Genomic DNA, 12808 nt, shown 5'->3' on the forward strand with positions numbered 1-12808 from the left:
TTCCCGGGCTATGGTCGGCTCGTCTTGTGCGGGTGCGCTCCGGTTTTGGGGCTAACCCCAAAACCCCGGGGGTCTCCCCCGGGGGTGTGGGGGGTCCACCCCCGGGGGCGCGAGCACACCGCGCCGGCGCGGCCCCTGTTTGACCTTGACACGGTGACAAGGTCTTCACTGCTCGCCAAGGAGGTGGTCTCCATGACGATCACAAGACAGGACACGCAGGACCTACAAGAGCTCCGGGCGCTGGAGGACGAGAGTGCGTCGGTGCGGTTGCGGGCCGCGCTGGCGGTCGGCACGACGCCTGACCCGCGCTACGTCGACAAGCTCATCGAGCGGTGCGCGGTCGAGCCCGAGTTCTTCGTCCGCGACATGCTGACCTGGGCGTTCACCCGCCACCCGGTGTCCGTGACGCTTCCCGGGCTGCTCCGCGAGCTCCGCTCGGAGCGGGCGCAGGCCAGGAGCCAGGCGCTGCACACCCTGTCCAAGATCGGCGACCGGCGGGCGTGGCCGGCGATCACACGGGCGCTGCTTGCCGACACCGACGACGAGGTGGCCCGCAGCGCCTGGCGGGCCGCGGTCCTGCTCGTACCGGAAGGCGAGGAGTCCGCCCTGGCCACGACGCTGGCGACACAGCTGGGGCGCGGTGAGCGGGAGACGCAACTGAGTCTCAGCCGGGCCCTGATCGCACTGGGCGAAGTGATCGTGCCGGCCCTGCATACGGCAACGACGAATCCCGACCCGCGGGTGCACGCGCACGCGCTGGCGACGCAACGGCTGCTGCGCGATCCGGAGACCGGGTTCGAGTTCGCGATCGAGGAGGCCAAGCGCGTCGTGGCCCTCGGCGGGTCGGGCCGCGAGGGACAATAGGGCGTGTTGATCGGTGAGGTGGCGCGACGGTCCGGGGTCAGTGCCCGCATGCTCAGGCACTACGAGTCGCTCGGCCTGGTGCGGCCCTCCGGCCGCAGCGCCTCCGGGTACCGGGAGTACTCCGGGGAGGACATCCGGCGGATCTTCCACATCGAGAGCCTGCGGTCGCTGGGGCTTTCGCTGCGGGAGATCGGGCGCGCGCTCGACGACTCCGGCTTCACGCCGTCGGCGCTCGTCGGCGACCTCATCGTGCAGACGCGCCAACGCATCGCGGCCGAGACCGAGTTGCTCACGCGGCTGCGCCGTATCGATGCCGCGGGCCCCGCCGGCTGGGAGGACGTCCTCCAGGTCGTCGCACTGCTCCAGGCCCTGGGCTCGAAGAACGCCGACGCGCGCCAGCGTGCCGCCCTGTCCTCGGGCGACGAGATGCCGGTGCCGGTGGAGGCCCTGGTCGAGGCCGCTCTCAGCGAGACGGATCCGAACGTCGCCGGGGCCCTTCGATGGGCTCTCGCGCGCTCGGGCGAGGACGCTCCGGTGCTGCTGGCGCAGGGCCTTGACTCACCGGTGGCCGCCGTACGGGAACGCGCCGTGCAGTCGCTCGCCGAAATGCCCGGCGACGAGGCTGCCGCACGGCTGCGGAAGGCCCTGGAGCACCCCGACGCCGTGGTGCGCGGGTATGCGGCGCTGACACTGGGGACACGCGGAGAGGCCGACGCGGTCCCGACGCTTGTCGACATGATCGTGGAAGGGCGGAACGACACCGATGCGGCCGATGCGCTGAGCGTGCTGGCGAGCGACACCGCCAGGGCGGACCAGCTCGCGACCACGCTCGTGGCACGCCTCGCCCACGACACGACAGAGGCCCCTGCGCGCAGACGGCTGACCCAGGCGCTGGCGGGCATCCCCGGAACCAGGACGGCCCGCGCCCTCATGGAGCTGTCGCACGACCGGGACCGTGCCGTCGCGGTGACGGCGACGTACCTTCTTCAGCTGCGCGCCGAGTAGCGGCAGATTGCGCCTCACCGCTTGACCCGGGCTGCCTCGTCCGGTGCCACGTACCGCCGAGTCACCCTGCCCCGGCGCCCAACGACCCTGCCCTGGATAGGCTTTCCCTATACCACCTGCTGGCTTTTCGTCTTTGCCTCTCGCTCTTTTCCGTACGTACCGTGAAACAGCTCGCCAAGGGGCCCACCATTCACCGCGATTCTTCCGAAGATTCGCGCTCTGCACACGTCGGCCCTTATTCCATCGAGCGGACAAGACGCGACCGAGAGGACCAGTGGCATGCCCACGAGCAAGAACGGATCAGAAAAGCAGGAATTCGCGGGAAAGCGGGCCCTGGTCACAGGCGGTTCTCGCGGGATCGGAGCGGCCCTCGTGCGCCAACTCCTGGACGCGGGTGCCGAGGTGCTCACCACCGCCAGGTCGGCGACGAGCACGGTGCCGCAGGGGGCCGCCTTCGTGGCGGCCGACGTGCGGACGCGGGCCGGTGCGCAGGCGCTGGCCGCGAGGGCGCGGGAGGTGCTCGGCGGGGTGGACCTCCTGGTCCACAACGCCGGCGGCGCACGCCCGCACAAGAGCGCTTCGGCCATCCCCGACGAGGAGTGGCAGGACGCCCTTGACCTGAACTTCCTTGCGGCGGTGCGCCTTGACGCGCTGCTCGCGCCGGGGATGCGCGAGCAGCGTTCCGGGGTGATCGTGCACGTCTCCTCGGCCGCGAACCCCCTCACGCCACCGCCGTTCCTGCACTACACGGCGGCGAAGGCGGCGCTGGAGAACTACAGCCGGGGACTGGCCGCGGAGCTGGCCCCGCACGGAGTGCGGGTCAACACCGTCTCTCCCGGCAGAACCGCCACTCCCGGCGGCGAGGCGACGCGCGAGCAGTGGGCGCTCATCGACTCAGGGCCGGGTCAGGACACCACCGCTCCCCCGCTGGGGCGCGACGGCCTGCCCGACGACATCGCTGACGCCGTCCTGTTTCTCATGTCCGAGCGGGCGAGCTGGCTGACCGGAAGCAATCTCGTCGTGGACGGCGGTGAATTCACCAGGGGCTGACCGGAGCGGAATTCCGGCCCGTTCATTCCGGGTGACGGGAATTCACCATTCTTCTTCACGCAGGAGTTCGAGCAGAGCCGTCTCCGCCGGGCCCGCGTCCTGCCGCAGCACGGCGATGACGGGCTGGGACACCGCCGGGAACACCGGGCGTACGAGGTGCTCGTGCCCGTGGGGCACCGCGGAGGCCGGGACGAGCGTGGCCCCGAGACCTTGGGCGGCCCAGCGCACGGCCGTGGCCGTCTGGGAGACACGGGCGGCCGTGGTCGGGGCCAGGTCACTGTCCCGCAGCAGGTTCAGGAGCACGGCGTCGAGCGCGCTGTCGCGGTCGAACCTCACCCACGGCTCGCCCTGAAGTGCGCGCAGCTCGACGCGGTCCGCGGCGAGCTGCGGGTGCCCGGCGGCAAGGACCACGACGAACTCCTCGTCGCCGAGGTGGTGGGCGTCGTCGGGGCTCTGCTCGCACGCCGCCATCAGGGCGAGGTCCAGCACGCCGCGGCGGCCCAGCTGTTCCAACTCGGCGGAGCTCGGCTCCTCGAAGACGGTGACCTCCAGGCGCGGACAGCGGCGGCGCAGCGCACCAAGGGCGCCCGGCAACTGCCGTGCGCCGAAGCCCATCTGCACCGAGACCACCAGCTCGCCCACCAGCTCGTCGGCGCCGGCCTGCGCCGTCGCCCTCGCCCGCCGCGATGCCCTCACCGCGACCTCCGCCTCCCGCAGGAACGCGCGGCCGACCACGGTGGGCACAAGGCCGCTGGGCGTGCGGGCGAACAGTTTCACGCCGAGGTCGCGCTCCAGGCCGCGGATCTGCTGGGACACCGACGGCTGGGCGACGTGCAGCAGCTCAGCCGCCGCCGTCACCGAGCCTTCCTCGGCCACGGCCAGGGCGTACTCGAACTGACGAAGGCTCATCGCTCCCGTCCCCTCTCTGCGGCGGACCGCTGCCCGGGGCGGATCGCGCTCCACTCCGTTGCCGTCGCTGTCATGGTCAAGAGGGTGCGCACTCCCGTTATTTCATCCCCCGGCTATTCCGGCCCCCGGCGATCAGGCTGACGCCGCGGGCGCCCGCCCGCCGGCCTCACGCACGCCGGGCTGGTGCGGCGACCTCCCAGGCCGCCTCGATCATCCGGAAGACCTCGTCCACCACGGCCTCCGGATCATCCGCCTCGCGGGCCAGCGAGAAGGCGTCGATCGCGAACCGGGCGATGGCGCGGCAGGACGTGGCGTCCGGCGGCAGACCGAGATCGGCGGCGATGGCCGCCGCGAGTGACTGCGCATGGCGCAGCCGCATCGACTCCTCGTACTGCCGCAGGGCAGGTGATGCGTCGATCATGCGCCAGAGCGGGTCGGCGCCCTCCGCCGTGCAATGGCGCACCAGGGCCTGGATCTCGTGGCGCAGTGCGGGGATGAGCGGATCGTGCGGCGCCCGGTCGGTGACCGCCCGCGCGAGGCGTTGCTCGAAGTCTTCGTCCAGCTCGAACACCAGGGCCTCTTTGCCGGCGAAGTGGGAGAAGACCGTGGTGACGGCCACGTCCGCTTCGGCGGCCACGTCACGGATGCCCACCGCGTCGTAGCCGCGTTCCAGGAAGAGCCGCAGGGCGGTGTCGGCGATCTTCTGGCGGGTCGCGGCCTTCTTGCGCTCACGGCGTCCGGACGGCTCGATCATGCCCCGACGCTATCAGGTACAAAACCCTAACCGTTTCGAAACACTAACCGTTAGTGCTACGGTCGGCCGCATGAAGAAAGTGAGCTTCGCCGAGTTCGGCGGCCCCGATGTCCTGCACCTCATAGACGCCGAGGAGCCCCACGCGGCCCCAGGTCAGATACGCATCGCCGTGCGGGCGGCGGGCGTGAACCCCGTCGACTGGAGGATCCGCGAAGGCCAGATCCTGGGCGCCCATCCGACCGAACTGCCCTCCGGAGTCGGCCTGGATGCCGCCGGAGTGGTGGACGAGGTCGGCGAGGGAGTCGACGGGGTCGAGATCGGCGACCACGTCTTCGGTGAAGGCCACAGCACCTACGCCGAGTTCGCCGTACTGGGGGCCTGGGCCCGGATGCCCGAAGGGTTGACGTTCGAAGAGGCGGCCGGATACCCCTCCGTGATGGAGACCGCGCTGCGCATCATCCGCGAGGTCGGTGTGCGGCCCGGCCAGACGCTGCTGGTCAGCGGTGCGTCCGGGGGCGTCGGCTCGGCCGTCCTTCAGGTCGCCCGCGACCGCGGCATCACCGTGATCGGCACGGCAGGCGCCGCGAACCAGGACTACCTGCGAAGCCTGGGCGCCATCGCCACGACCTACGGCAAGGGCCTGGTCGGGCGGGTACGGCAGCTCGGCCGCATCGACGCGGCCCTCGATCTCGCCGGCTCGGGCGTGATCCGCGAACTCGTCGAACTGACCGGGGACCCGCAGAAGGTCATCACCACCGCCGATCTCGCCGCACCCGAGCTCGGCGTCCGCTTCTCCGGCGTGGCCGCGAGCGTGCCGGACGCGCTCGCCGAGACCGTCGGCCTCATCGCGCGGGGCAAGCTGCACATCCCGGTCGAGAAGTCGTACACGCTCGCCGACGCCGCGGCGGCGCACATCGACAGCCAGGCCGGTCACACACGCGGTCGCCGCGTCGTGATCATCTGACCGTCTCGGCTCCGCAGCGAGCAGCCGCGCGGAGCCCGAACCGCGGCCGGTGCCGCCCGGGCACACAGGCGCGGGCGGCACCGGCGGCAGAAGGCAGGTGTCAGACCAGCCGCCACAGATGGTCGGCCGTGCCGTTGTCCTCGAACTGCACGACCTGTGCGCTGTTGGACGTCGACATGCCGTCCACTCCCAGGACCTTGCCGCTGTGGGTGTTGCGGAGCAGGAACCAGCCGTCGCCCTTGTCGACCCTCTCCCAGCGCAGATGCGCCGCTCCGCTGTCGGTGAACTGAACGGACTTCGCGGAGTTGGCCGTTGATGCCCCTTCGATGCCAAGGACCTTGCCGCTGTAGCCGTTGCGCAGGGTGTAGCGGCCCTGGCCCCGGTCGATGAGCTGCCACGCGTGATCGCCCGTACCGGAGTTGTCGAACTGGACCACGCGTCCGCCGTCGTCCAGGGACATGCCGTCGACCGCGAGGATCTTGCCGCTGTGCCGGTTCTCGATCCGGCGGTAGGCCGGCTCGGGCGTCCAGGGGCGGCCGTCGGGGCTCGCCGTGGGGAACGCGGTGACGCGCAGGCGGGCCGCGCCCATGGGGATGAGGGTCACCTCCTCTTGCGCGCCGGTGGCGCGCGCCGGGCTCTGCTGGAGCGGGGCCACCACGTGCTCGTCGTCCGCGACCCACTGCTCCAGGCGCCGGGCGCGGGCCCGGATGCGCACGGGGACGTCCTCGTGCGTGAACGGGTCGCCGGTCAGCGGGCCGGAGTCGGCGCTGAAGGTCAGGTCGTCCTTCGGGTCGGGGGCCAGCGCGTAGTTCCACGGGGTGGTCGCGTGCACCGCCTGGTGCGGGAAGGCGTCGGTGCCCTCGTAGCGCTCGTAGGACTCGCCGATGCGCAGGGAGTACGTCAGGGGGCCGCGGTCGACGCTGACCGCGCCGCTCTTCCAGGTGCGCACCGTGGTGGCCTGCGGCAGCCGCAGCGTGACCCGGTCGCCGTTGCGCCAGGTCCGCTCGATCTCGGCGAAGGCCGGTCCGTCGGCCGGGGCCTGCACCCGGCGTCCGTTGACGGAGAGCTGCGGGCCGGTGCACCAGCCGGGTATGCGCAGCCGCAGCGGGAAGCGCACCGCCTTGTCCAGGGCCAGGGTGAGGGTGACGGTCTCCTTGAAGGGGTAGTCGGTGTCCTCGGTGATCGTGACGGAGGTGCCGTCGGCGACCTTCGCCGTGACCCGGCACGGTGCGTACATCGCCGCCGCCAGGCCGCGGTCCGGCGTGGCGAGCCACAGCTCCTCGGTGAAGTAGGGCCAGCCCATGCCGTAGTTGTGCGGGCAGCAGCGGTACTGGTCGACGCCGGGCTGGAAGGACTGCATCGCGAAGCCGTTCTGGAACTGCCCCTGCGTCTTGCGGGTGTTGTCGAGGTCGACGCTGTTGGCGCTGGTGACGTAGTGGATGCCCGATCCGGCGGGGTCGGTCGACGCGGGCAGCATGTTGAAGGCCAGTTCCTCGCACAGGTCGGCCCAGACCGGGTCGCCGGTGATACGGGTGAGCAGCTCGTGGCTGGCCATGAACTCGACGGTGCCGCAGGTCTCGAAGCCCTGGCGGGGGTCGCCGAAGCCGGGGCGCGCGTTCTCGTCCCCCGCGAAGCCGCCGCCCGGGAACTGGCCGTAGGTGCCGATCGCGGTCGCGTAGTTGCGATACGTCGCCCGGGTGTGGTCCGCCTTGCCCGAGCGCAGCGCGTACTGGGCGGGCTCGCGGAAGCCCTGCGCCACGTTGACGTTGTGCCAGTCGGCGACGCCGCCGGCCCAGTCCACGCCGTGGGTGTGCATCTTGTCGGTGAGGTCGAGCAGGAAGTTCTCGCCGGTGCGGTTGTAGAGCCAGAAGGCGACGTCGAGGCCGTCGCCCCAGCGCTTGGAGACCCAGCTGGAGTCGAAGGCGCCGGGCCCCTGGGCGTTCATGAACCGCATGAAGCGCATCATGAACGGCTCGATGCGCTGGTCCCCGGTGAACTCCTCGTGGGAGCGCAGCGCCTGCAGGAGCGGCAGGTAGGGCCAGAAGTCGGGGCCGCCGTTCAGGGAGGTGCGCAGTCTTTTCGGGCCGAAGAACCCGTCCGCTTCCTGGGTGGCGAGGATCGCGTCGATCCAGCGGCGGCTCTCCGCCAGGGCGGTGCGATCCCCGGTGAGGGCGGCGAGGTCGACGTATCCGCGCAGCCAGTACGTCACTTCCTCCCATCCGACCTTGTCGGGGTGCACCCAGCCGGAGTCGTCGAACTTCAGGAAGTGGGAGATGTCCGCGTAGCGCCCGAAGAGGCCGCCGAGCAGGAGGTCGAGCTGTCCGCGCAGCCAGCCGCGCGCGGTGACGCTGCCCAGCGGGAGCTTCTGGAACGCGGTGGGGGCAAGCGGTGCGGCGCTGGGGCCGTAGAGACCGCCGCGTGCCGGGGCCGCCGCGTGGGCGGTGGGGCCGCTGAGGGCGGTCATTGCGCCGGCCGCTCCCAGGGTGAGGGCGCCGGAGTTCAGGAGGAAGTGGCGTCGGCCGAGCTGCGTCATGAGTACCGTCCCGTCGTTGTCCGTTTTCGCTGGTGGCAGCCGTACAGACTGCTTTACAACGTTGGAAAACCGTGGTGTGCGAGAGCTCAACAGCGTGTGCATCAGAGGCAGTTGGCATCCCAGCACCCGGTGACGGGATTGTCCAGGGGGCAGGAAGGGACGGATGGGAAAGGCGGATGGGAGGGACGGGTGAGCCGCCCCTCCCCCTGCTGCTCACCAGTCGTGCACGCTTCCGTCCTGCAGGCGGTTCACCGGCAGATAGGCCGCCTCGTAGGGGTGGGCGGCCGCGAGCGCCTCGTCCAGTTCCACACCGATGCCGGGGGCCTCGCCCGGGTGCAGGTGGCCGTCGGCGAACGTGTAGGCGTGCCGGAAGACCTCGTCGGTCAGGGCGGTGTGGCCCGAGTACTCCTGGATCCCGAAGTTGTGCACGGCGAGGTCCAGGTGGAGGGCTGCCGCCATGCCCACCGGGGAGATGTCCTCGGGTCCGTGCACCGCGCTCTTGATCTGGTACTGCGCGGCGAAGTCGAAGAGCTTGCGCAGCGGTGTGACACCTCCGAAGTGGGTCACCGCCGAGCGCACGTAGTCGATCAACTGCTCGGTGATCAGGGCCTGGTAGTCGTGCACGGTGTTGAAGACCTCGCCGATGGCGAGCGGCGTGGTGGTGTTGCGGCGCACCAGGCGCAGGGCCTCCTGGTTCTCGGCCGGGGTGCAGTCCTCCAGCCAGAACGGGCGGTAGGGCTCCAGGTCCTTGCCGAGCCGGGCCGCCTGTATCGGGCTCAGCCGGTGGTGGGCGTCGTGCAGCAGCGGGAGCTCGGCGCCGAACTCCGCACGGACCGCCTCGAAGACGGTGGGCGTGTGGCGCAGGTAGGCGTCGGTGTCCCAGTCCTCCACCAGGGGGCGGGCCTGCTGGTGCAGGACCGGATCGCCCTCGTCGTCGGTGCTGTGCACGCCGTAGACGGCCTTCAGGCCGGGGATGCCCGACTGGACGCGCACCGCCTGGTAGCCCTCGGCGAGCCGGGCCCGCACGGAGTCCAGGAGTTCGGGGATGTCGCGGCCGTTGGCGTGCCCGTAGGTGCGCACGCGCTCGCGGCTCGCGCCGCCCAGGAGCTGGTAGAGCGGCAGGCCCGCGGCCTTCGCCTTGATGTCCCACAGGGCGACGTCGACGGCGGCGATCGCGGCCATGGTGACCGGGCCGCGCCGCCAGTAGGCGCCGCGGTAGAGGTACTGCCAGGTGTCCTCGATCCGGTGCGGGTCGCGGCCGATGAGCAGGGGCGCGACGTGGTCGGTCAGATAGCTGACGACGGCGAGTTCCCGGCCGTTGAGGGTGGCGTCGCCGAGTCCGGTGAGGCCGTCGTCGGTCGTCAGCTTCAGGGTGACGAAGTTGCGGCCCGGGCTTGTGACGACGACCTTCGCGTCGACGATCTTCATACAGGAGCTCTTTCCGGTGCAGGGGGTGGTGATGGGGGTGGTGATCGGCGTGAGAGGGGGGCTCGCTCAGCCCTTGGTGGCGCCCGAAGTCAGGCCCGCCACCAGGTACTTCTGTCCGACGACGGCGGCGATGACGACGGGGACGGTGATGAGGGTGGCGGCGGCCATCAGGCCGCCCCAGTCGGTACTCGCGTACGAGATGAAGTTGAAGAGGGTCACCGGCACCGTCTGGGTGCGGTCGTCGGCGAAGACCAGGGCGAACATGAAGTTGTTCCAGCTGAAGACGAACGCGAGGAGCGAGGCGGTCGCGGTGCCGGGTGCGGCAAGGGGCAGCGAGATGCGCCAGAACGCTCCGAACGCGCTCAGTCCGTCGGTGCGGGCGGCTTCTTCGAGCTCGACCGGAAGACCGGCGAAGAAGCTGATCATGATCCACATGATCAGCGGCACGGAGACGAACATGTGGCTGAGCACCAGGACGGTGTAGGAGCCGACGAGCCCCATCTGCGCGAACAGGTAGTACCAGGGCACGAGCAGCGAGATCGCCGGAACGATGCGGGCGACGAGGATCAGCGAGCCGGTGCGGTGCATCCCGAAGCGGCCCACAGCCCATGCGGCGGGCACGGCGATGACGGCGGAGAGCACCGTGGACACCACCCCCACCAGCAGGGAGTTGCCCATGGAGCGCACGATCTGCCCGGCCTCCACGATGCTGCGGAAGTTGTCCAGGGTGGGCTTGAACCACAGCCCCACGCTCGGGTCGGTGACCTGCACGTTGGTCTTGAACGCGGCGGCGAACATCCACACCAGGGGCAGCGCGAAGACCAGGGTGACCAGGGTGATGGCCGTGCCGCGCAGCCAGGTCCACTTCCGGCGGCCGCGGGCGGCGGGCGTCAGAGGCGGCCCGGCGGCGGGAGTGGCGGGGGTGGCGGTGGCACTCATGCGGTCTTCCTTCCGCCGCGGCGGCGCAGCAGGACCACGACACCGATGATGAACAGCGTGAACAGGACCAGGACGGCGGCGGCCAGGCCGTACTCCTGGTAGTCGAAGGTCAGTCCGTAGGCGTAGACGTTGAGGGTCTCGGCCTCGAAGTCGGAGCCGCCGCCCGCACCCTTGGTGGCGTAGAGGATGTCGAAGGTCTTCAGGGCGTCGACGGCGCGCAGGACCAGGGCCGTGGCGAGGGTGGGGCCGAGCATCGGCAGGATGACGTAGCGGAAGCGCTGCCAGGCGTTCGCGCCGTCGACGAGCGCGGCTTCCTCGGGCTCCTCGGGCAGCGTGGTCAGGCCCGCGAGGAGCAGCAATGTCATCATCGGCGTCCACTGCCATACGTCGATGAGCATCAGCATCGGCAGGGACTGGCTCACCGAGCCGAGGAACTCCTGGCGGGGCAGGCCGATGCCCTCGAGCAGGTGGTTGGCGATGCCGTTGGTGGGGTCGAGGATCAGCAGCCACAGGACGCCGATCGCCACGGGGGTGGCGAGCAGCGGGATGATCAGGACGGTGCGCACCAGGCGCATGCCGCGAAACGGCTTGCGCATGAGCATCGCGAGCGCGAGTCCCAGGACCGTCTCCAGGACCACGGCGCCGACGGTGAAGACGAGGGTGCGGCGCGCGGCGGGCCAGAAGCGGCGGGCATCACCGAGCGCGTCGGTGAAGTTCTGCAGACCGATGTGGCGCTTGTCGGCGTTCACCGCGCCGAAGGCGTCGGTCAGGCTCAGGTTGAGGGTGAAGGCCAGCGGGAAGACGATCATCAGGCCGACGAAGAGCAGGGCCGGGGCGAGCATCGTCCACTTCAGCCGCCGGTTGGCCTGCTCGAAGGTGCGCGGCGGCCGGGTGCGGCGCGGGGTCCTGTCGGGGGGCGGGGTGTCGGTACGGGCCGGGGAGACCTCGGTGGCGGCCATCAGGACTCCTTGTGGCGGTTGTCGCGTACGAGGAAATCGGCGAACTCCGCGTCGGCGTCGCGCGCGACGGGCCGTACGGACTGGCCGAGGATCGACGCGACCAGCGGACGGCCGACGATGTCTCTGGCCCGGCCCACCTGCAGGACCCGCGGCCGGTCGTAGCCCAGACCGCGCTCGGCGTTGAGCCGCATCGACTCGGCGAGGTCCTTGGGGAAGGCGGCGAGCGTGCGGGGGTCGTCCCATACGGAGCTGCGGGCGCCGGGGATGCCGTCGGACTGGAGGGCGGCGGACATGTCCGGCCCCGCGGCCCACCTGATGAACTCCCAGGCGTCGTCGCGCAGGAGGGAGAACTTGTTGATGCCCAGGCTCCAGGACGGGATGTTGTGCGGCTTGGCGCCGGCTGGGCCCGCGGGGAAGGGCGCGAAGCCGACGGACTCGCGTACGCCCTTGGTGGCGACCTTCGGGTCGAGGAAGCTGCTGTAGATCGCGTCGGCGTCTATGTAGAACGCGGCCTTGCCCTGCGCGAAGATCGGCATGGCCTGTTCCAGGCTCATGTTGGTCGCTCCCGGCGGCCCCGCCCTGCCGAGCAGCCCGCCGTAGTACTCGTAGGCGGCCAGTGCCTCGCGGCTGCCGATGCCGGACTTGCCCTCGACGAGGAAGTCACCGCCGTGCGAGTACAGGAAGCTGGACCACTGGGACACCGCGCCGCTGCGCTGCCCGCGCCCGACGTAGCCGTAGAACCCCTTCTCCTTGTCCGTGAGTTCCAGCGCGGAGGACATCAGGGCGTCCAGGGTGCGCGGCGGCCCGTCGACGAGGTCCTTGCGGTAGTACAGCGTGGGGCGTTCGGTCACCACCGGGACGCTCAGCACCTTGCCGTCGGCCACGGAGGCCTCGCGCGGGGCCTTCTGGAAGTCCGCCCAGGCGAACTCCTTGTCGCCCTCGACGCGGTCGGTCAGGTCGGCGAGCCAGTCGTTGTGCGCGAAGACCAGCTGCTCCTGCAGGGCGCGCACCATCATGACGTCCACGTCGGTGCCCGAGGCGTTGAGCTTGACGTTGTAGCTGCTCGACAGCTGGTCGGCGGTGAGCAGGGTCATCGAGACCCGGCGCCCGATGCGCTCCTCGAACTCCTTGGTCCGCTTCTTGATCGCCTGCGACCACACGTGGTTGATCGCCATGATGCGCAGCGGGCTGTCGGCCGGGGCCTTGGCGCCCTGCGGCGAACAGGCGCTCATCGCCCCCGCGCCGACGGCGCCCGCCGCCCCTGCGGCCAGCCTGCCGAAGGAGCGCCGGCTCAACAGCTGGCTCCTCGTGGACATCGTTGTCCTCGTCTCTGTGATGGGTGTTCCGGCGTGTGCCCCGGTGGGTTTCTGCGTCTCCCGAACCACTGGTCCAACTGGTAGGAC

At 70.7% G+C, this 12808-nt stretch carries 11 protein-coding genes; 4 read left to right on the forward strand and 7 right to left on the reverse strand.

From position 1 onward, the window contains the following. Positions 1–192 precede the first annotated feature (192 nt). The 3 genes from ACWFR3_RS38490 to ACWFR3_RS38500 all read left to right on the forward strand — a co-directional run bounded on the left by ACWFR3_RS38490 (position 193) and on the right by ACWFR3_RS38500 (position 2919). Positions 193–864 carry a HEAT repeat domain-containing protein gene (locus ACWFR3_RS38490; protein WP_453739351.1) on the forward strand — a complete coding sequence of 224 codons (672 nt, stop codon included), beginning with the start codon at positions 193–195 and terminating at the stop codon, positions 862–864. 3 nt (positions 865–867) lie between these two features. Next, entirely contained in the window at positions 868–1869 is a 1002-nt protein-coding gene (locus tag ACWFR3_RS38495; protein WP_453739352.1) for a HEAT repeat domain-containing protein, read from the forward strand. 279 nt (positions 1870–2148) lie between these two features. After that, positions 2149–2919: an oxidoreductase gene (locus ACWFR3_RS38500; RefSeq protein ID WP_453739353.1), complete on the forward strand. Its 771-nt coding sequence runs from the start codon at positions 2149–2151 to the stop codon at positions 2917–2919. Positions 2920–2961: 42 nt separating this feature from the next. Here the strand turns inward: ACWFR3_RS38500 and ACWFR3_RS38505 are convergent, their stop codons facing one another. After that, entirely contained in the window at positions 2962–3828 is an 867-nt protein-coding gene (locus ACWFR3_RS38505; RefSeq protein WP_453739354.1) for a LysR family transcriptional regulator, read from the reverse strand. 166 nt (positions 3829–3994) lie between these two features. Beyond that, positions 3995–4582, reverse strand: a complete 588-nt coding sequence (locus ACWFR3_RS38510; RefSeq protein WP_453739355.1) for a TetR/AcrR family transcriptional regulator — start codon at positions 4580–4582, stop codon at positions 3995–3997. 70 nt (positions 4583–4652) lie between these two features. Here ACWFR3_RS38510 and ACWFR3_RS38515 point away from each other — a divergent pair, with 70 nt between their 5' ends. Next, the gene (locus tag ACWFR3_RS38515) at positions 4653–5546 is read left to right on the forward strand and encodes an NADP-dependent oxidoreductase (protein WP_453739356.1); all 894 of its coding nucleotides are present in this window, start codon (positions 4653–4655) and stop codon (positions 5544–5546) included. A 100-nt stretch (positions 5547–5646) separates the two neighbouring features. Here the strand turns inward: ACWFR3_RS38515 and ACWFR3_RS38520 are convergent, their stop codons facing one another. The 5 genes from ACWFR3_RS38520 to ACWFR3_RS38540 all read right to left on the reverse strand — a co-directional run bounded on the left by ACWFR3_RS38520 (position 5647) and on the right by ACWFR3_RS38540 (position 12721). Continuing rightward, the gene (locus ACWFR3_RS38520) at positions 5647–8079 is read right to left on the reverse strand and encodes an RICIN domain-containing protein (protein ID WP_453739357.1); all 2433 of its coding nucleotides are present in this window, start codon (positions 8077–8079) and stop codon (positions 5647–5649) included. A gap of 213 nt (positions 8080–8292) precedes the next feature. Further along, positions 8293–9507 (reverse strand): D-mannonate dehydratase ManD, encoded by a 1215-nt coding sequence (manD, locus tag ACWFR3_RS38525; protein ID WP_453739358.1) that lies wholly within the window; start codon positions 9505–9507, stop codon positions 8293–8295. Positions 9508–9573: 66 nt separating this feature from the next. Beyond that, the gene (locus tag ACWFR3_RS38530; protein ID WP_453739359.1) at positions 9574–10446 is read right to left on the reverse strand and encodes a carbohydrate ABC transporter permease; all 873 of its coding nucleotides are present in this window, start codon (positions 10444–10446) and stop codon (positions 9574–9576) included. After that, positions 10443–11405, reverse strand: a complete 963-nt coding sequence (locus ACWFR3_RS38535) for a carbohydrate ABC transporter permease (RefSeq protein ID WP_453739360.1) — start codon at positions 11403–11405, stop codon at positions 10443–10445. The genes ACWFR3_RS38530 and ACWFR3_RS38535 overlap by 4 nt, the downstream gene beginning before the upstream one ends. After that, entirely contained in the window at positions 11405–12721 is a 1317-nt protein-coding gene (locus ACWFR3_RS38540) for an ABC transporter substrate-binding protein (protein ID WP_453739361.1), read from the reverse strand. Before ACWFR3_RS38540 ends, ACWFR3_RS38535 begins: the two co-directional genes overlap by 1 nt. Positions 12722–12808 lie beyond the last annotated feature (87 nt).

This window comes from Streptomyces sp. NPDC055189 (assembly GCF_053606765.1).